Below are 18,501 nucleotides of genomic sequence, written 5' to 3' on the forward strand. Positions count from 1 at the left end.
GACGGTGCTTCATGCGGGCGGCCGCATTTTGTGTGACCATGCCGGCGCAGCCCGCGGTCGGGTGCAACTTTTGCCGCCCGGCGCACTCCCACTGCGCTCGGCCGGTACCGCCGCCCGGGTTGGACTTTTTCAGGCTTTACAAAGGATTCCATGCTGAGCCACCTGCTCACCTCCATCATCAACGACATCCACGGCGACACCATCACACTGCGCAAGCTGCTGGAGCGCTGCGGCCGTGAAGGCATGCTGCTGGTCTGCGCCATCGCCTGCCTGCCGTTCCTGATTCCCGTCTCCATCCCCGGGGTGTCCACGGTGTTCGGCGCGGCCATCGTGCTGCTGTCGACGGCGCTGTTCCTGGACCGCCTGCCGTGGCTGCCGCAGCGCATCCTGGACAAGGACCTGGACGCCAACAAGCTCAAGCCCGTGCTGCACAAGGGCGTGGGCATGGTCGGCAAGCTGGACCGCTGGCTGCAGCCGCGCTGGTCGGGCCTGACCACATCGCCCATGCAGCGCTTCAACAGCGCCGTGCTGGTGTTTGGCGGCCTGCTGCTGATGGCGCCGCTGGGGCTGATTCCGTTCTCCAACACCGTGCCGGCTGTGGGCATCCTGCTGCTGACCGTGGGCATGATGCAGCGCGATGGCGTGTTCGTGCTGCTGGGCTACCTGGGCCACGTGCTCACGGTGGTGTACTTTGGCGTGCTGGCCTACCTGGCCTGGGTGGGCGGCAATTTCGTGCTGAGCTGACGCGGCACGGCGGCAGTGATCGCCCCCATGCAAAAAGCCACCGCAAGGTGGCTTTTTTTCATAGCTGCCAGCGCAGGCAGGACAAGCGCTGGAGGCCAATTTGGCCATGAACGGGTTTAACCGTTGGCGCGCTTTTCCAGAATCTCGAAGGCCGGCAGGGTCTTGCCTTCCAGCACTTCCAGGAAGGCGCCGCCGCCGGTGGAGATGTAGCCCACCTGGTCCTCGATGCCGTACTTGGCGATCGCGGCCAGGGTGTCGCCACCGCCGGCAATGCTGAAGGCGGGCGATTCGGCAATCGCCTGGGCCACGACCTTGGTGCCGTTGGCGAACTGGTCGAACTCGAACACGCCCACAGGGCCGTTCCAGACGATGGTGCCGGCGCTCTTGAGCATCCCGGCCAGCTTGGCGGCGGTTTCGGGGCCGATGTCCAGGATCATGTCGTCGTCGGCGACTTCGGTGGCTTTCTTGACGGTGGCCACGGCGTCGGGCGCGAAGGCCTTGGCGGTCACCACGTCGGTGGGCACGGGCACGGCGGCACCGCGCGCGGCCATGGCGTCGATCACGGCCTTGGCTTCACCGACCAGGTCGGGTTCGGCCAGCGACTTGCCGATCTTCAGGCCGGCGGCCAGCATGAAGGTGTTGGCGATGCCGCCGCCGACGATCAGCTGGTCCACGTTCTTGGCCAGGGACTGCAGGATGGTCAGCTTGGTCGACACCTTGGAGCCGGCCACGATGGCGGCCAGGGGGCGCGCAGGCGCGGCCAGGGCCTTGCTGATGGCGTCGATCTCGGCCGACAGCAGCGGGCCGGCGCAGGCCACGGGTGCGAACTGGGCGATGCCGTAGGTCGTGCCTTCGGCGCGGTGGGCGGTGCCGAACGCGTCGTGCACGAAGATGTCGCACAGGGCGGCCAGCTTGCGGGCCAGGGCTTCCTGGTTCTTCTTCTCGCCCACGTTCACGCGGCAGTTCTCCAGCAGCACGACCTGGCCGGGCGCCACCTGCACGCCGTCCACCCAGTTGGCCACCAGGGGCACGTCGCGGCCCAGCAGCTCGGACAGGCGCTTGGCGACGGGGGCCAGCGAATCGGCGGGCTTGAATTCGCCTTCGGTGGGGCGGCCCAGGTGGCTGGTCACCATCACGGCAGCGCCGGCCTTCAGGGCCATCTCGATGGCGGGCACCGAGGCGCGCACGCGGGTGTCTTCGGTGATGTCACCGGCGTCGTTCAGGGGCACGTTCAGGTCGGCGCGGATGAAAACGCGCTGGCCCTGGACTTTGCCTTGGGCGCACAGGTCGGAGAAGCGAAGGATGTTCATGGCAGCAACCGTGGAAGTCTTGTAGAAGAGTGGAATACGAACTGGGGCGCATTGTAGGTGCGCGCCCCTCGAAAACGCCTTATTTCCAGCGTTCGGGCTCGACAAACACCGTGCCCTTGTCGCTGGACAGGGTCAGCTGGCCTTCCTGGATGGTGGCCTGCAGCTGCATGCTGCGCTCGGCCAGGTTGCCCAACTCTTGCGCCACCTCGGAGGGGATGAAGTGCACCTGCAGCTTGCTTTGGCGGCCCACCTTGCCCTCCAGCCCCTTCCACCAGACGCTGGCCGCGTGGTTGAAGGGGTAGACGATCACGTGGTCGGACTTGTTGCAGGCCTTGGTGATGGGCTTTTCCTCGGGCTGGCCGACTTCGATCCACAGGCGCTTGGCGCCGGTGAAGTCGGTGATGTGCACGTCCGGATCGTCCGGGTCGGACAGGCCCACGCCAAAGCCCAGGGTGCCGTCGCCGTTGCACAGGTCTTGCAGCTGCCAGGCATTGATGGCCAGCGCGACCAGGCGGATCATCATGCGGTCGTCGGTCTCGCTGGGGTGGCGCGCCAGGGTCAGGTTGTGGTCGGCGTAGTAGTTGTGGTCGATGTCGGCGATCGACAGGTTGGCTTTGTAAACCGTGGATTTCAGGGCCATGGCGGGCGTTCTCGCTGTGCGTGCCCGCGGGCGGGCTGAAAAGATTTTTTCAAAAACAAGAGCTGCCTGCGCAGGTGTTTCCTCGCTTTGGCAGCTCTTGAAGGCTGAAACGCTTGTTTGGCAAGCGCTGTCAGCTATGGTTTTGCGTTACACGCGGCGGGCCAGCTCGGCCGCCTTGCCGATGTAGGAGGCCGGTGTCATGGCCAGCAGGCGGTCCTTGTCGGCCTGGGGAATGTCCAGGCTGCGGATCAGGTGGTGCAGATCGGCCGCCTGCACGGTCTTGCCGCGCGTGACTTCCTTGAGCTTTTCGTAGGCACCGGCCACACCGTAACGGCGCATCACGGTCTGGATGGGCTCGGCCAGCACTTCCCAGGCGTGGTCCAGGTCTTCCTGCAGGCGCTCCTCGTTCAGTTCCAGCTTGTTCAGGCCGGTCATCAGCGAGGTGTAGGCCAGGGTGGCGTAACCCAGGGCCACGCCGATGTTGCGCAGCACGGTGGAGTCGGTCAGGTCGCGCTGCCAGCGGCTGACGGGCAGCTTTTCCGACAGGTGCTTGAGCAGTGCGTTGGCCAGGCCCAGGTTGCCTTCGGCGTTCTCGAAGTCGATGGGGTTGACCTTGTGCGGCATGGTGGACGAGCCGATTTCGCCCGCCTTCAGCTTTTGCTTGAAGTAGCCCAGCGAGACATAGCCCCAGACGTCGCGCGAGAAGTCCACCAGGATGGTGTTGGCGCGGGCCACGGCGTCGAAGAACTCGGCCATGTAGTCGTGGGGTTCGATCTGGATCGAATAGGGCTGGAAGTTCAGGCCCAGGCCCTGGGGTTCGGGCGTCTCGATGACCTTCTTGGCGAAGGCTTCCCAGTCGAAGTCGGGCCAGGCCGACAGGTGGGCGTTGTAGTTGCCCACGGCGCCGTTCATCTTGCCCAGCACCTTGACGTTGGCGATCTGCTCCGTGGCCTTTTGCAGGCGCACCAGCACGTTGGCGATTTCCTTGCCCACGGTGGTGGGGCTGGCGGTCTGGCCGTGCGTGCGGCTGAGCATGGGCACATCGGCGAACTGGTGCGCCATCTCGCGCAGCTTCAGCGTGATGCGGTCCAGCGCCGGCAGCACCACCATGTCACGGCCCACGCGGATCTGCAGGGCGTGGCTGGTGTTGTTGATGTCCTCGCTGGTGCAGGCAAAGTGCACGAATTCCGCAGCCTTCTGCAGCTCGGGGCGGCCATCGAACTTGCCCTTGATCCAGTACTCCACGGCCTTCACGTCGTGGTTGGTCGTCTTCTCGATCTCCTTGATCGCCGCTGCGTCGGCTTCGGAGAAGTTGCTCACCAGACCGTGCAGGTAGGTGCGTGCACCTTCCGACAGCGGGGCAAACTCCGCAAAGCCAGCATCCGACAGCGCGATGAACCAGGTGATTTCCACCTGCACGCGGCGGTGCATGTAACCCTGCTCGCTCATGATGGGGCGCAGGGCAGAAAGTTTGGCGGCGTAGCGGCCGTCGAGCGGGGAGAGGGCGGAGATGGTGGACAGACTCATGGGGCGTGATTGTAGGTGGCCCGGCTTTGATCTGCACTGCCGGGTCTCCACATCCCATGGACGCGGCCCCGGAAAAAACAAGGGCACCGCGGCGGGTGCCCTTCGTCGAAATAAAAAGGTTGCGAAGCGTCCTGAAGCGAATTAAGAGAGGGAGGGAGGAGATGCACCCCAAGACGGACAGCCACCGCTCAAGTCGGGGCAGGCTTCGCAACACTAAAACTGGCAGGATCCAATCCCTGTCAAGCAGTCAGAGCAGGCAGTTCGGGGAAAGTTCCCAAAATTTTTCTGCCTGGGTCTTGCTTCAGGCCATCATAGAGCCAGCAGTTTTTCCAGTGGTAGGCGAACACGCACTTCTTTGTGTGCGACGGGGCTGACAATCTTCCAGGCCGCCTGGGCGGTGTCGCGCGGGATCGGCTCTCCGGTGGCCATGCCATCGCGATTGAGCAGCACCGCCACGCGCGGCGTGGCCGCCGAGGCACCGCGGCGGATGACCACGCCGGTCTCCCCGCTGGCCAGCCGGACCCAGGCGCCGGGTGGGTAGATGCCCAGGGCCTTGACCAGGGCGGCGCCGGCTTCGTCCATGGACTTGGTCTCGTCGTAGTAGCTGGCCTGCATGGCCGAGGTGACGGACATGGGGTCGCGGTTGGCGCGCGGGGCGATTCGGGCGCCGAAGATGTCGGCGCGCTGGATCAGCCGGGCCATCTGCTGCCCCAGGGTCTTTTCCGCCAGCTTGCCGGGCGCGCGGTGGTGGTGGGCGCGGATGGCGTCCAGCCACAGCGGGTCGCTGATGCCCATGCTGCGCAGGATGGCGACCGAGCTGTCCGAGTGGGTGTCGATCTCCTGGGCCTGCTGCGGGCTCAGCGGTGTGGTCTGCTGCGCCAGGTCATCCTGCAGCTGGGCCATGCCGATGTTCATGCTCAGCGCGGCGCGCCCCAGCGGCAGCACCCGGTTGTCCGGCCAGCGCAGGGTTTCACGGGCGGCCGTCATGCAGACCACCGCCGTCAGCATGGCATGCGTGGCGCTGTAGTAGCGCGTTTCCTCGGCCGACATCTGCATCAGGGCCAGCAAGGTGCCGTCCGTGGTTTTGAGCAGGTACTGGTTCAGTGCGCTGAACAGGTCTTCAAAGCGCTGGGCAAAGTCGCCGGGCTGGGGGTTGCGCAGCAGCTGCGTCAGGCCCAGCTGCCACTCGCGCCAGGCCGGAGGTCCGGAATCACGCAGACTTTCCACGGGGGCCGCGGTGGTCTGCATGGTCATGTTGGCGATCTGGTTCAGCGGCTTGTCCGACAGCAGCAGCGACTGGATCTGGGCCAGAAAGGCCCGGTAGCTGTCGCCGGACTCGTCGGTGTCGACGAACAAGGTTTGCCCGCGGGCCAGCAGGATGCGCAGATCCTCGGCCGAGCGGATGACGAAGCCCTTGTTGGCCAGCAGGCTGCCGCCAACGCCCCGCAGTGCGAACGGGATGGGCTGACCAAAAGGAATGGTCGCTAAATTGAGTTCAACGAGTTTCATTGCAACAACAAACAGGGTTGAACATATTTTTACATTTTTGGGCGAGCGTCTTTAGCGGGCAGACCCCGCAATGCCAGGTTTCAACGCTGGAAGACGGCATGCCACAGCGCCAGGATGGCGTCACGGTGCTGGGCCACGGTGGCCTCGGGGACCTGGCCATTGCCCTCATCCAGGCGCGATTTGTGCTGGATGCGGCGCAGTTCGCGGTATGCGGTGGCGGCGTGCTGGCCCACCCCTTCGGGCAGCAGCCCGGCTGCTTCGGCGCGCTGCAACAAGGCAATATTGCCGACGTTGCCGATCAATTCAGGGTGTTGGCCCGACTGGGACAGCACCAAGTATTGCACGGCAAATTCCGCATCCACCATGCCGCCCGGGCTATGCTTGACGTCGAACAGGGCGCTGCGCACCGGGTGGGCGCCACGCACGCGTTCGCGCATGCTGACGATTTCTTCCTGCAGCGACTGGGGATCGCGTGGGGCAGTGATCACGGCCTCGCGCACGGCATCGAAGCGCTGGCGCAGGTCATCGCTGCCCAGCACGAAGCGCGCGCGGGTCATGGCCTGGTGCTCCCAGGTCCAGGCGGTGTTGCTGCCGCGCTGCTGCTGGTAGTCGGAGTAGGACTGGAAGCTGCTGACCAGCAGGCCAGAGTTGCCGTTGGGGCGCAGCGCCGTGTCGATCTCGAACAGGTCGCCCTCACCGGTCTTGACGGTCAGCCAGTTGATCAGTTTGCGCACCCAGGCGGTGTAGATCTCGGGGGCGTTCTCATCGGCATCGTCGAAGATGAAGACGATGTCCAGGTCGCTGCCGTAGCCCAACTCCTTGCCGCCCAGCTTGCCGTAGCCAATGATGGCGAAGTTAGGGGTGTCGCGGTGGCGTTGCTTCAGGCGCTTCCAGCACCACTGGGCGGTCACGCGCAGCACGCTGTCGGCCAGGGCGCTGAGGTCGTCGGCCACCTGCTCCACCGTGATGGCCCCTTCCACGTCGCGGGCCAGGGTGCGGAAGGTTTCCGCATGGTGGGCGCGGCGCAGCAGGTTCAGCAGGTTTTCGTCGTCGTCCTCGCCGGTGCTCTCCAGGGCGGCCAGGCGCAGTGCCATCTCGTGCTCGAAGTCGGCGGCGACAAAGCGTTCGGTGAACAGCTGTTCGCTGGCCAGCTCGTCGATCACCCCGGGGTGCTGCAGCAGGTAGCGCGCCGGCCATTTGGCGGCCCCCAGCAGGTGCAGCAGCCGGTCGATGACGGAGGGACGTTCGAGCAGCAGCGCCAGGTAGCTTTCACGGCGCAGCAAGGGCTCCAGCCAGTTGATGAAGCGGATGGCGGCCGTCTCCTCCAGCTGTCCCTGGCTGACGCGCTGGGCGGTTTGTTGCACCAGGCGGAACAGGCGGCTGCGGGCTTCGTCACGCAGGCCCCGCACCTTGGGGTGCTCGCGCCATTCGGCCACGCGCGCGGCCATCAGCGGCGGAATCTGTTCGATCAGGGTGTCCAGCTCGGGGGCCGGGGCCTTCTGTGGCGCGCGCGGTCCGCCGCACATGCCACTGCTGCAGCCGTCGGACTGGTTGCTGCCCAGCAGGGTGTCGAACTCCTGGGCCACCAGTTCCCGGTGGGCATCCAGCTGCAGCAGGAAGCTGCGGGTGTCGGCATAGCCCATGGTGTGGGCGATCCATTCCAGGTCTTCGTCCCGCGTCGGCAGCACATGGGTCTGCTGGTCGTCCAGGTACTGGATGCGGTGCTCGACGTTGCGCAGGAAGGTGTAGGCCTGGGCCAGCTGGTCGGCGGTGTCCTGCGGCATCAGGTTGGCGCGGGCCAGGCGCTGCAGTGCTTCAAGGGTGGGGCGGCAGCGCAGTTCCGGGAACTGTCCGCCGCGCACCACCTGCAGCAGCTGGACCGTGAATTCGATCTCTCGGATGCCACCGCGCGAAAGCTTGACGTCGTTGGCACGCTCCGGGTGCCCGGCGCTGCGGCGGGCCGCATGTTCGCGGATCTGGCGGTGCAGGCTGCGTAGCGCGTCAAAGACGTTGTAGTCCAGGTAGCGGCGGAACACGAAGGGCAGGACCACGGAGCGCAGGGCCTGGACGTTGGGTGCCTTGATGCTGGCGGTCGGCGCCACGACGCGGCTCTTGAGCCAGGCAAAGCGCTCCCACTCGCGGCCATGGACCTGGAGGTAGTCCTCCAGCGCCGACAGGCTGATGGCGGCCGGGCCGGAGTTGCCGTGGGGCCGCAGTGCTAGGTCCACACGGAAGACGAAGCCATGCTCCGTGGTGTCGCCGATCAGGCTGTAGATTGCCTTGACGGCTTTGCCGAAGTATTCGTGGCTGCTGATCTTGCCGCGCCCGTCGGGCTGGCCCTGGGTCTCGCCTTCGTGCTCGTACACATAGATCAGGTCGATGTCGCTGGAGACATTCAGCTCGCGGGCGCCAAACTTGCCCATGCCGATGATCCACAGGGGCACGGCCTGGCCGTCGGCGCCCAGCAGCGGGCCATGGCGTTCGTCAAGTTCCTGGCGCGTCTGCTGGCAGGCGCGGTCCAGCGCCAGTTCGGCCAGGGCAGTGACCCCCTGGGTGATGGTGGCCAGGTCGGCCTGCTGGCTGCAGTCCAGCGCCATGAGGCGTTCCATCGCCAGTTGTCGCAGCATGCGCAGGGCCGCTGACAATGGGTGTCCCTGGGCTTGCAGGGCCTGGAGCGCCTGTTCCAGGGTCTGCCGTGTCGGAGGTCCGGGGGGCAGCAACGCCAGCACGTCGCCATAGCGGCGGTGGAGGCGCTGCCAGAAGCGCGAATGGGCGGCGGGGCTTGTCGCGGGCGTCGGAATAGGGTCTGCGATCTGCATGCTTGGCGCTGGTTGTGCGAGTTCACGGCGTCCTGTGGACGTTACCCGGGATGTCCTGCCCTGGTCGGAGCAAGCGGGCGATAATTCCAGCCACTGGTGAACCCACGAATGATCGATCTGAGCCCTCCCCCTCCTTCAAGAAAGCTGCATCTCGTGGCCCGCGTGGCGCGTTGGACCTTGGGACTGGTGCTGGCGTTCTGGTTGATGCTGATGGGCGTATGGGGGGCTCTGCACGGATTCATTGTGCCGCGAATTGGGGAGTGGCGCGTGCAAGTGGAGCGTTTGGCGACGCAGGCCCTGGGGGCTCCGGTGCGCATCGATGCCCTCACGGCGCGCTCGGAAGGCCTGTTCCCGACCATCGAGCTGTCCGGTGTGTCCATCATGGACCCGCAGCAGCGCCAGGCGCTGAAGCTGCAGCGCGTGGTGGTGACGGTGTCGGCGCGCTCGGTGCTGCGCCTGGGGCTGGAGCAGCTGTATATCGACGCCCCCGAGCTGGATGTGCGCCACCTGCAGGACGGGCGCTGGCAGGTCGCGGGCCTGGACGTGGTGTCCAGCGACGCCACGCAGGACAACCGGGCCCTGGAGTGGCTGCTGGAGCAGCCTGAGCTGGTGATCCAGCATGGCGTGGTGCAGTTCACCGATGAACAGCAGTCCCCCGAGGCCACGCAATGGCGCGATGTGGAGGTGGTGGTGCGCAACCGCCACTGGCACCACGTGCTGCGCATGGACGCCACCCCCGTGGCAGGGGAGGGCGAGCGCATGCAGGTGGTGGGGGAATTCCGCCAGCCGCTGCTGCCTTCGTCCCTGCCCCCGTGGCAGCGCTGGAATGGCCAGTGGTATGCCGCCTTGCAGATGCGCCAGGTACCGGCCTTGCCCTGGCCCCAGGCCTGGGGCATCCAGGCGATCGAGGCCCGCGGCGCGGTGCGCGTCTGGGTCGATGTGGCCCGCGGGCAACCGGTGGGCGTGTCGGCCGACGTAGCCCTGCCCCAGGCTCAGATACAGTGGCGCGACAGCCAGGTACCGGCCTTGCAGCTGCAGCAGTTGCACGGCCGGCTGCAGGTCGACTGGCAGGAGCAGGCCTGGCGGCTGTCCGGCCAGAATTTCAGCTTTGTCCAGGTGGATGGCCAGCACTGGCCCAGCAGCAACTGGGAGGTGCGCACCTCGGGGCCTGCGGCACAACCGCGCACCCAGGTGTCCCTGGACTATGCCGACATCGCCATGGCCGCGCAGGTGGTCCAGGCCTTGCCGGTGCCGGCCGAGGTGCTGGCCCCTTTGCAGCGCTGGAAGCCCGAAGGCGCCGTGCGGCAACTGCAGCTGGAATGGGTCTCGCCCACCGACTACCAGGCGCGCGGGCTTGTCAGCGGCCTGGTGGTCCAGCCGCAGCCGGCCGAGCACGGGACCGGACTGCCCGGGGTCGAGGGCTTGAATGCCACCTTTGAGCTGGACGAGCGCGGTGGCAAGGCCAGCCTGGATCTGCAGTCCGGGGTGTTGCACTTCCCCGGGGTGTTCGAGGAGCCGGCGATCCCGATGGACACGCTGCAGGCGCAGGTGCGCTGGCGGGTGGACCGTGACCAGCTCCGGCTGGATGTGCCCACCCTCCGCTTTGCCAATGCCGATGCCCAGGGCCAGGCGCAAGGCAGTTGGCGCATGGGCGAGACACCGGAAGACCGCCTGCCCGGCTACCTGCAACTGACCGGGGAGCTGGAGCGGGCCGACGGCGCGCGCGTGCACCGCTATCTGCCGCTGGAGGTGCCGGAGCTGGCGCGCCACTATGTGCGCGACAGCGTGCGCCAGGGCGAGGGCCGCAAGGTCCAGTTCGAGGTGCGCGGCAACCTGCACGACATGCCGTTCGAGCAGCCGGGCAGCGGGCGCTTTTACATCCAGGCGCCGGTGCGCAACGTGGTCTACGACTTCGCCCCGCAGCGGCTGCTGGGCACCGGCCACCTTCCGTGGCCGGTGCTGCAGGACCTGAGCGGCACGCTGGTGTTCGAGGGCAACAGCATGGTGGTGCAACAGGCGCGCACCGGCTTCCAGGGCCAGGGCGCCTTGCGCATGGACAGCATCGAGGCGCGCATTCCCGATCTGAACCACCCGCACCTGACGCTCAAGGTCGCAGGCCAGGCGCCGCTGCAGGCGCTGCTGGGGGTGGTGCAGACCTCGCCCCTGGCCGCCATGACCGAGCATGCGCTGGACACGGCCAAGGCCCAGGGTCCGGCCAGCCTGGCGTTTGAGCTGGACCTGCCGATTGACCACCTGGAGCGCACCCGGGTGCAGGGGCGCCTGGGCTTGCGCGGCAACAGTCTGCAATTGACCGCCTCCACGCCGCTGCTGCAGCAGTTGGGGGGCGAGGTGCGCTTCAGCGACCAGGGCTTTGCCCTGGCCGGGGTGCAGGGGCAGTCATTGGGCGGACCGATCAAGCTGGACGGCGGCATGGCCTCCGTGAAGGATGGGGTGCGCATCCAGGCCCAGGGGCAGGCCACGGCCCTGGGACTGAAGAAGGATGGCAGCTTGCCGGTGGCCACGCAGCTGGCGGAGCATGCCGAGGGCCGGGCCGCCTACAGCGTCAGCGTGGTGGCCAGGCAGGGGCAGCAGACGGTGGTGGTGCGTTCGGACCTGCGCGGCCTGGCCCTGCGCCTGCCGGCCCCGCTGAACAAGCCTGCCGAGGACAGCCTGGGGCTGGAAGTGACGCAGACGCTGGATGCCGCCCATCGCCAGGAGTTGCGGGTGGAGGTGGCCGGGCGCGGCCAGGTGGTGTATGCCCAGGACGTGTCCGTCGAACCGGCGCGGGTGCTTGCCGGGCGCATCGTGCTGGGCGAGTGGCCCAAGCAGGGCCTGCCCGACAGCGGGGTGGTGGCGCAGGTGCAGTGGCCCACGCTGGATGCCGATGCCTGGCTGGCGGTGCTGGACGCGGGCGGCGGCAGTGGCGCCAGCGCCGTGCCGGCGCAGGTCCAGAGCTACCTGCCCCAGCGCCTGGAGCTGCGCGTGCCGCGCCTGCTGCTGCGCCAGCGCGAGCTGGTCGGTGTTCAGGCCGACCTGGTGCACAGCGGCGACACCTGGCGCGGTCAATTGCAGGCCCAGCAGTTTGGCGGCTATGTCGAATACCGCTCCGCCAGTGCGGGCGGCAGCACGGGGCGCCTGTTTGCGCGCCTGTCCCACCTGTCGATCCCCAAGGCCGAGGCGCAGCGCCTGGACCAGGCACCGCCCGACGATGTGGACCCGGACAGCCTGCCGGCCCTGGACATCCAGGTGGAGCGCCTGGAGATTGCGGGCAAGGCGCTGGGGCAGTTGTCGCTGCAGGCCCGCAACCGCGCCGGCGAGGCGGGGCGGGAGTGGTTGCTGGAGCAATTCCAGCTCACCACCAAGGAGGCCCGCTGGAAGGCGAATGGCTATTGGGGCGCAGCACGCCCGGGTGCTGCGCGTACCACGCACCTGAGTTTCCTGCTGGACATGGACAGCGCCGGGCAACTGCTGGACCGCTTCGGCATGGAGGGCGTGATCCGCGATGGCCGTGGCCAGCTGAGCGGCCACATCGCCTGGCGCGGTTCGCCCATCACGCCGCATTGGCCGAGCATGGACGGGGCGGTGCACCTGCAGGTGGACAAGGGGCAGTTCCTGAAGGCGGAGCCCGGCATGGGCAAGCTGCTCAGCGTGCTCAGCCTGCAGTCGCTGTCGCGCCGGGTGACCCTGGATTTCCGCGATGTCTTCAGCCAGGGCTTTGCCTTTGACTTCATCCGCGGCGACGTGAACGTGGTCCAGGGCGTGGCGCGCACCAACAACCTGCAGATGAAGGGCTTGAATGCCGCCGTGCTGATGGAAGGCCAGGCCAGCCTGGTGGACGAGACGCAGGACGTGACCGTGGTGGTGGTGCCCGAGATCAACGCCATGACGGCGTCGCTGGCGGCCACGGCCATCAACCCGGTGATCGGCCTGGGCAGCTTCCTGGCCCAGGTCTTCTTGCGCGGGCCACTGATGGAGGCGGCCACGCGCACCTTCCACCTGCACGGCACCTGGAGCGACCCCGTGGTCGATCCCGTGCGCAAACGCCCGGCCGCCGCCCCGGCGGCCAGCGAGGCCCCCACCACCCCACCCGGAGGACGCCCATGAAAGTCGCGGTCTTGCAAATGGTTTCCACCCCCGACGTCGCGGAGAACCTGCGGGCGGCGCAGCAGCTGGTGGCACAGGCCAGCAGCGAAGGGGCCGAGCTGCTGGTGCTGCCCGAGTATTTCTGCGGCATGGGCTGGCGCGACACCGACAAGCTGGCATGGGCCGAGCCGCTGGGCACCGGTCCGGTCCAGCAGGCGCTGGGGCAGATGGCCGCCACGCACGGCGTGTGGCTGGTGGCCGGCACGGTGCCGATCCGCGGCGCGGACGCCCAGAAGGTGCGCAACACCAGCCTGCTGTTCGACCCGCAAGGCCGGCAGGTGGCGCATTACGACAAGATCCACCTGTTCCGCTTTGCGACGGGCAGCGAGCGCTACGACGAGACCGCCGTGATCGAGCCCGGGGCCACGCCCGTGGTGGCGACGATCACGGACCGCAGCGGCCAGACCTGGAAGCTGGGGCTGAGCGTGTGCTACGACCTGCGCTTCCCCGAGCTGTATCGCCAGCATGCGGCCCTGGGGGCCGACATTCTGCTGGTGCCGGCGGCCTTCACCCACACCACGGGCCAGGCGCACTGGGAGGTGCTGCTGCGCGCGCGGGCGATTGAAAACCAGTGCTGGCTGCTGGCGGCCGCCCAGGGCGGCAAGCACCCGAACGGGCGCCAGACCTGGGGCCAGAGCATGGTGGTCGACCCCTGGGGGCAGATCGTGGCCCAGCAGGAACAAGCCGGGCCGGGCATCAGCTTCGCCGTCCTGGAACTCTCATTTTTGCAGCAGGTGCGCCAGCGCCTGCCTGCCCTGGAGCACCGTTGTTTGTAAATCCGCTGCAACCTTGGCCCTGGCAGCGCTGGCACAGCGCCTGGCGCCGCTGGTCCCTGTGGACCCTGCTGGTCGTGCTGGTGGCCGGCATGCTCATCATCATGGTCTGGCTGGCCGGGCGCTACGAAGCCTCGCAGGTGCAGGACAAGCTGGAGCGCGATGCCGCGCAGGCGGTGGTCGAGATCCGCTCCGCGCTGGGGCGCAACCTGCAGGACCTGCAGGCGGTGAACGCCCTGCACGTCACGCCCGAGCAGTGGAGCGTGCGCGTGGCCGAGATGCTGCAGGTGCGCCGTGAACTGCTGCGCGTGGAGTGGCGCGGCGAGGACATGGACATCCGCCAGGTGGCGGAAACACCCTATCGCTCGGTGGTGTGGGACACCGACCTGCGCGAGGAATCCTTCAGCCACGCGGTGACGGCCTGTGCCAACGCCAAGCGCACCAGCAGTCCGTCGTATTCGCCCAGCTACTTCCAGATCCTGGGCGAGGCCATGGGCGCCGAGCTGATGGAGGTGTGCCTGCCGCAGATGGAGGCCGGCCACATCAAGGGCTACATGGTGGGCACCTATTCGCTGCAGAACATCCTGACCACCCAGGTCAGCAAGAACCTCACGCAGAGCCAGGAAGTCTCATTCACCGAGCCCGACGGCACGCGGCTGGCGCTGGTGGGCGCGGCCTGGCGCGGCTCGCGCGTGTTCACGGCCCAGCACCTGCTGGACCTGCCGGGTAACACCATGGTGCTGCGCATGGACAGCTGGCACCGCGCGCCCAGCGTCTTCCCGAACGTGCTGACGGCCCTGGTCACCGGCATGGCGATTGCCCTGGGCTCTGTGCTGGTGGTGCTGGTGCGCGACAACCGCCGCCGCCTGCGCGCCGAGCGCGACCTGGGCGACGCCCTGGCCTTCCGCAAGGCGATGGAGGACTCGCTCATCACCGGGCTGCGTGCGCGCGACCTGCAGGGCCGCATCAGCTACGTCAACCCGGCGTTCTGCGCCATGGTGGGCTTCAGCGCTGAAGAGCTGCTGGGGCAGAGCTTTGCCCCCTACTGGCCGCCCGAGCTGGCCGAGGAATACGTGCGCCGGCAGGCACGGCGCCTGGCCGGGGCCATTCCGGCGGCGCGCGAAGGCCATGAGTCGGTGTTCATGCGCAAGGATGGCACGCGTTTTCCGGTGCTGATCTTCGAAGCCCCGCTGATCAATGCCCAGGGCCAGCAGACCGGCTGGATGAGTGCCTTCATCGACATCACCGAGCAGCGCCGCATGGAGGAGCTGACCCGGGCCTCGCACGAGCGCCTGCAGGCCACGGCGCGCCTGGCCACGGTGGGGGAAATGGCCTCGTTGCTCAGCCACGAGCTGACCCAGCCGCTGATGGCCATGTCCAGCTACGCCAACGGTTCGCTGAACCTGCTGGCGCAGGATGGCGACCTGGAGCGGCTGGAGGCCGGCGCCCTGCGCCAGCGCCTGCACGAGCTGCGCTCGGCCATGCAGCGCATCGCCTTCCAGGCCGACCGCGCGGGCAAGGTCATCAAGAGCGTGCGCGACTTTGTGCGCCGCCGCAGCCAGACGCACGAAGGCATCACCGCCACCGAGCTGCTGGACGCTGTCATGCCCCTGGTGCGCATGCAGGCCAGCAAGCTGGGCGTGCAGGTGCAGGTGGACATCGAGCCGCGCCTGCCCCCCGTGGTCTGCGACGCCACCATGATCGAGCAGGTGCTGCTGAACCTGGCGCGCAACGCCATGCAGGCCATGGAGCAGGCGCCGCCGGCGCACAAGGCGCTGCACATGCGCGCCTTGTGGGACGACGCCGCGCAGCGCGTGGTGTTCGCGGTCGAGGACCAGGGCTGCGGCATTCCGCCCGAGGTGGCCGAGCAGCTGTTCACCCCCTTCTTCACCACCAAGGACGAGGGCATGGGCCTGGGGCTGAGCATGTGCCGCACCGTGCTGGAGCAGCACGGTGGAGAATTGCGCCATGCCGCGAATGCCCCACGGGGCACGGTGTTTACCTTCAGCCTGCCGGTGGCGGGCCTTCAAGACCAGTTAAGCTGATTCCCATGGAACCTGTGACCAATGCCACGGTGTATATCGTGGATGACGATGCGGATGTGCGTGACGCCCTGGCGTGGCTGCTGCGTTCGCGGCGCCTGTACAGCGAGAGCTTTGCGAGCGCCGAAGACTTTCTGTCCATGCTGGCCGAGCGCCCCGTGCCCCGCCATCCCCAGTGCCTGTTGCTGGACGTGCGCATGACGGGCATGACCGGCCTGTCGCTGTTCGACCTGCTCAAGCAGCGCGAGGGCCTGATCCAGACCGTGCCCGTGATCTTTCTGACCGGCCACGCCGATGTGCCGACCGCCGTGCAGACCGTCAAGCAGGGGGCCTTCGACTTCTGTGAAAAACCGTTTTCGGACAATGTGCTGGTCGACCGCATCGAGCAGGCGCTGCAGCAGTCGGCCCAGTACCTGGAGGCCACGGCCCTGCGCCATGTGCTGCTCAGCCGCCTGGGCGAGCTGACCGACCGCGAGCGCGGCGTGATGCAGTTGGTGGTCGAGGGCGTGCCCAACAAGCTGATCGCCGACCAGCTGGACATCAGCGTGCGCACGGTGGAAGTGCACCGCGCCCGCGTCTTCGACAAGATGCAGGTCAAATCGGCCGTGGAACTGGCCAACCTGCTGCGGGCGCACGGCCAGCTGTAACGCGCTCGGGGCGCCCCTGCGCACCTCGCGTGCGGGGACGTCCCATGGCGTCGGGCGGTGGTGGTTGTGCACCACGCCATCAAAAAAGGCTCTGAATGCATTCAGAGCCTTTTTGCTGTCTGGCGCTTGTCTGTTAAGCGCCAATAGCTATGCTTTTGGGTGCGTTACTGCGCGCGCTCGCCGACAAAGATTTCCACGCGGCGGTTGCGGGCGCGGCCTTCGTTCGTGCTATTGGAGGCAATCGGCTGGTAGGAGCCGCGGCCCTCGGTGTGGATGCGGCTGCCGCTGACGCCACGCATCATCAGGTAGTCGCGCGTGCTGTTGGCACGGTTGAGCGACAGCGGGTTGTTGATGGCGTCCGAGCCGGTGCTGTCGGTGTGGCCGACGATGCGCACCTCGGCATTCGGGCTGGTGCGCAGGCCTTCGGCAAAGCGGTCCAGGATGGGGGCGAAGTTGCTCTTGATGTCGTAGCGGCCGGTGTCGAACGAGATGTCGCTGGGGATCTCCAGCTTCAGCTGGTTGTCGGGGGTCTGGACCACGTTGACGCCGGTGCCCCGGGTGGCGGCTTCCATTTCCTGCTTGCGCTTTTCCTGGTTCTGCGACCAGATGTAGGTGCCGATGCCGCCCACGGCGGCGCCCGCCACGGCGCCGACACCGGCCTTGCCCCCGGTGGCCGCGCTGATGGCAGCGCCGGCCAGTGCGCCCACCCCGGTGCCGATGGCGGTGCGTTTTTGGGTGTCACTCATGCCGGAGGTGCCGTCCGAGGCACAGCCGGAGAGGATGAGGGCGGCCGCCACGGTGGCGGCCAGGGTCAGATTCTTGCGCATGGTTGTATTCCTTTTCATGGTGGCACGGCGCTGTCGCGCCGTGCGTGGGACCATTGTGTGAATCGCCATGGCCAGGTCTATCGGTCACGCCTGATGCCGGGCGTAGGAATTTGCCCTCGCCGTGCGGCCTCAGTGCGGGTCGCGGGGCTCGTCCTGGGGGGGCAGTTCCCCCTTGCTGCGACCCTGGAACATGGTCCACCAGACAATGCCCAGCAAAATCACCAAAGCCAGCAAAGCTTCAAGCAAAATCAGGCCCATGACCGTATCTCTCCTGCTTCGTGTGTCGATGGCGCTGATTGTAGGCACCCTCGCCGCCTGCTCCTCCGGCCCCCGCGTTCCCCCTGCCTCCACGTCCCAAGACGGTCCGAGCACCAGTTTTCCCACGGGTGCGGTCATCGACACGGCCCCGCTGGGTCCACCCTCGCTGCGCGCCAAGAGCCGCTGGCTGCCGGTGCGCTGGGCCGAGCTGCCGGGCTTTGACGACGATGCCCTGCACGAAGCCTGGAACGCCTGGCTGCGCAACTGCGAGCGGCCCCACGCGGCCCTGGCGGGCCTGTGCAAGGATGTGCGCCGCCTGAGCATTGCCAGCCCGGCCGAGCAGCGTCACTGGCTGCAGACGCAGCTGCAGCCGTACCGCGTGGAGTCGCTGGATGGCCGCTCGGAAGGCATGCTGACCTCGTACTACGAGCCCGAGATGGTCGGCTCGCGCGTGCGCACGGCCGAGTTCAACATCCCGCTGTACCGCACGCCGCAGAGCTTGGGCACGCGCAAGCCCTGGTACACGCGCCAGCAGATCGAGACCCTGCCGGAGGCCCAGGCCGCGCTGGCCGGGCGCGAGATCGCCTGGCTGAACGACCCGGTCGAGGCGCTGGTGCTGCACATCCAGGGCTCGGGCCGCCTGCGCATCACCGAGCCCGATGGCAGCGTGCGCCAGATCCGCCTGGCGTATGCGGGCACCAACGACCAGCCCTACAAGAGCGTGGGCCGCTGGCTGCTGGACCGGGGCCTGATCACCGACGCCAGCTGGCCCGGCATCAGCGCCTGGATTGCCGTGAACCCCGACCGCGTGCAGGAAATGCTGTGGAGCAACCCGCGCTATGTGTTCTTCAAGGAAGAACCGCTGGAGGGGCTGGATGCGGCCTTCGGCCCCAAGGGCGCACAGGGCGTGCCGCTGACGCCGGGGCGCTCCATCGCGGTGGACCGCGGCAGCATCCCCTACGGCACGCCGGTGTGGCTGTATTCCAAGGGCATGGAGGTGGAATACAAGCGCCTGGTGATGGCGCAGGACACGGGCAGCGCCATCGTGGGCGCGGTGCGGGCCGACTATTTCATGGGCTGGGGCAAGAGCGCCGGGGATCTGGCCGGGCGCATCAAGCAGCCGCTGCGGCTGTGGGCGCTGTGGCCCAAGGGCCTGCCGGTGCCGCAGCAATAAACGGAGCGGCTGGCGCGCGTCTGCTGGCGCTTTCAAGGTGTTTTATCTTTGAAAGCATGGCTGGATAAGCGCTACCAGCTCTTATTTT

Annotated in this window: 13 protein-coding genes; 6 read left to right on the top strand and 7 right to left on the bottom strand. The window is 67.5% G+C overall.

The features are described from left to right. Window positions 1-150: 150 nt before the first annotated feature. On the top strand, window positions 151-744 hold the full coding sequence (locus FYM52_RS03345) for an exopolysaccharide biosynthesis protein (protein WP_042416361.1): 594 nt from the start codon (window positions 151-153) through the stop codon (window positions 742-744). A 116-nt stretch (window positions 745-860) separates the two neighbouring features. On the opposite strand, the gene FYM52_RS03350 is transcribed toward FYM52_RS03345, so the two are convergent. The 5 genes from FYM52_RS03350 to glnE all read right to left on the bottom strand — a co-directional run bounded on the left by FYM52_RS03350 (window position 861) and on the right by glnE (window position 8,549). Further along, window positions 861-2,054 carry a phosphoglycerate kinase gene (locus FYM52_RS03350; RefSeq protein ID WP_154163093.1) on the bottom strand — a complete coding sequence of 398 codons (1,194 nt, stop codon included), beginning with the start codon at window positions 2,052-2,054 and terminating at the stop codon, window positions 861-863. Window positions 2,055-2,133: 79 nt separating this feature from the next. Next, window positions 2,134-2,694: a YaeQ family protein gene (locus tag FYM52_RS03355; protein ID WP_154163094.1), complete on the bottom strand. Its 561-nt coding sequence runs from the start codon at window positions 2,692-2,694 to the stop codon at window positions 2,134-2,136. A gap of 147 nt (window positions 2,695-2,841) precedes the next feature. After that, entirely contained in the window at window positions 2,842-4,221 is a 1,380-nt protein-coding gene (purB, locus tag FYM52_RS03360) for an adenylosuccinate lyase (RefSeq protein ID WP_042416369.1), read from the bottom strand. A 309-nt stretch (window positions 4,222-4,530) separates the two neighbouring features. Further along, window positions 4,531-5,730, bottom strand: a complete 1,200-nt coding sequence (locus FYM52_RS03365; protein WP_043378518.1) for an HD-GYP domain-containing protein — start codon at window positions 5,728-5,730, stop codon at window positions 4,531-4,533. Window positions 5,731-5,810: 80 nt separating this feature from the next. Beyond that, window positions 5,811-8,549 (bottom strand): bifunctional [glutamate--ammonia ligase]-adenylyl-L-tyrosine phosphorylase/[glutamate--ammonia-ligase] adenylyltransferase, encoded by a 2,739-nt coding sequence (gene glnE, locus FYM52_RS03370; protein ID WP_154163095.1) that lies wholly within the window; start codon window positions 8,547-8,549, stop codon window positions 5,811-5,813. A gap of 210 nt (window positions 8,550-8,759) precedes the next feature. Here glnE and FYM52_RS03375 point away from each other — a divergent pair, with 210 nt between their 5' ends. From FYM52_RS03375 to FYM52_RS03390, 4 genes are all read left to right on the top strand, one after another. Next, the gene (locus FYM52_RS03375; protein WP_238826108.1) at window positions 8,760-12,653 is read left to right on the top strand and encodes a YhdP family protein; all 3,894 of its coding nucleotides are present in this window, start codon (window positions 8,760-8,762) and stop codon (window positions 12,651-12,653) included. Then, window positions 12,650-13,468 carry a carbon-nitrogen hydrolase family protein gene (locus tag FYM52_RS03380; protein ID WP_154163097.1) on the top strand — a complete coding sequence of 273 codons (819 nt, stop codon included), beginning with the start codon at window positions 12,650-12,652 and terminating at the stop codon, window positions 13,466-13,468. Before FYM52_RS03375 ends, FYM52_RS03380 begins: the two co-directional genes overlap by 4 nt. 89 nt (window positions 13,469-13,557) lie before the next feature. Then, window positions 13,558-15,510, top strand: a complete 1,953-nt coding sequence (locus tag FYM52_RS03385) for an ATP-binding protein (RefSeq protein ID WP_154163190.1) — start codon at window positions 13,558-13,560, stop codon at window positions 15,508-15,510. A 5-nt stretch (window positions 15,511-15,515) separates the two neighbouring features. Further along, on the top strand, window positions 15,516-16,154 hold the full coding sequence (locus FYM52_RS03390; protein WP_042418598.1) for a response regulator transcription factor: 639 nt from the start codon (window positions 15,516-15,518) through the stop codon (window positions 16,152-16,154). Window positions 16,155-16,318: 164 nt separating this feature from the next. Here FYM52_RS03390 and FYM52_RS03395 read toward each other — a convergent pair whose 3' ends face one another. Both FYM52_RS03395 and FYM52_RS19030 read right to left on the bottom strand, forming a co-directional pair. Then, entirely contained in the window at window positions 16,319-16,981 is a 663-nt protein-coding gene (locus FYM52_RS03395; RefSeq protein ID WP_154163098.1) for an OmpA family protein, read from the bottom strand. Window positions 16,982-17,110: 129 nt separating this feature from the next. Continuing rightward, window positions 17,111-17,239 carry a hypothetical protein gene (locus FYM52_RS19030; protein ID WP_255446749.1) on the bottom strand — a complete coding sequence of 43 codons (129 nt, stop codon included), beginning with the start codon at window positions 17,237-17,239 and terminating at the stop codon, window positions 17,111-17,113. On the opposite strand from FYM52_RS19030, the gene FYM52_RS03400 reads away from it, so the two are divergent. Next, on the top strand, window positions 17,187-18,413 hold the full coding sequence (locus tag FYM52_RS03400) for a murein transglycosylase A (RefSeq protein ID WP_238826104.1): 1,227 nt from the start codon (window positions 17,187-17,189) through the stop codon (window positions 18,411-18,413). The two genes, FYM52_RS19030 and FYM52_RS03400, sit on opposite strands and share 53 nt — an antisense overlap. Window positions 18,414-18,501 lie beyond the last annotated feature (88 nt).

The organism is Comamonas sp. CAH-2, from assembly GCF_009668305.1.
Lineage (GTDB): Bacteria > Pseudomonadota > Gammaproteobacteria > Burkholderiales > Burkholderiaceae_C > Comamonas > Comamonas aquatica.

Excerpts from the sequence above, each read along its gene's own strand:
- FYM52_RS03345 (WP_042416361.1), top strand. The coding sequence starts at position 151 with ATGCTGAGCCACCTGCTCACCTCCATCATCAACGACATCCACGGCGAC.
- FYM52_RS03350 (WP_154163093.1), bottom strand. The coding sequence starts at position 2,054 with ATGAACATCCTTCGCTTCTCCGACCTGTGCGCCCAAGGCAAAGTCCAG.
- FYM52_RS03355 (WP_154163094.1), bottom strand. The coding sequence starts at position 2,694 with ATGGCCCTGAAATCCACGGTTTACAAAGCCAACCTGTCGATCGCCGAC.
- purB (WP_042416369.1), bottom strand. The coding sequence starts at position 4,221 with ATGAGTCTGTCCACCATCTCCGCCCTCTCCCCGCTCGACGGCCGCTAC.
- FYM52_RS03365 (WP_043378518.1), bottom strand. The coding sequence starts at position 5,730 with ATGAAACTCGTTGAACTCAATTTAGCGACCATTCCTTTTGGTCAGCCC.
- glnE (WP_154163095.1), bottom strand. The coding sequence starts at position 8,549 with ATGCAGATCGCAGACCCTATTCCGACGCCCGCGACAAGCCCCGCCGCC.
- FYM52_RS03375 (WP_238826108.1), top strand. The coding sequence starts at position 8,760 with ATGGGCGTATGGGGGGCTCTGCACGGATTCATTGTGCCGCGAATTGGG.
- FYM52_RS03380 (WP_154163097.1), top strand. The coding sequence starts at position 12,650 with ATGAAAGTCGCGGTCTTGCAAATGGTTTCCACCCCCGACGTCGCGGAG.
- FYM52_RS03385 (WP_154163190.1), top strand. The coding sequence starts at position 13,558 with ATGCTCATCATCATGGTCTGGCTGGCCGGGCGCTACGAAGCCTCGCAG.
- FYM52_RS03390 (WP_042418598.1), top strand. The coding sequence starts at position 15,516 with ATGGAACCTGTGACCAATGCCACGGTGTATATCGTGGATGACGATGCG.
- FYM52_RS03395 (WP_154163098.1), bottom strand. The coding sequence starts at position 16,981 with ATGCGCAAGAATCTGACCCTGGCCGCCACCGTGGCGGCCGCCCTCATC.
- FYM52_RS03400 (WP_238826104.1), top strand. The coding sequence starts at position 17,187 with ATGCCCAGCAAAATCACCAAAGCCAGCAAAGCTTCAAGCAAAATCAGG.
- FYM52_RS19030 (WP_255446749.1), bottom strand. The coding sequence starts at position 17,239 with ATGGGCCTGATTTTGCTTGAAGCTTTGCTGGCTTTGGTGATTTTGCTG.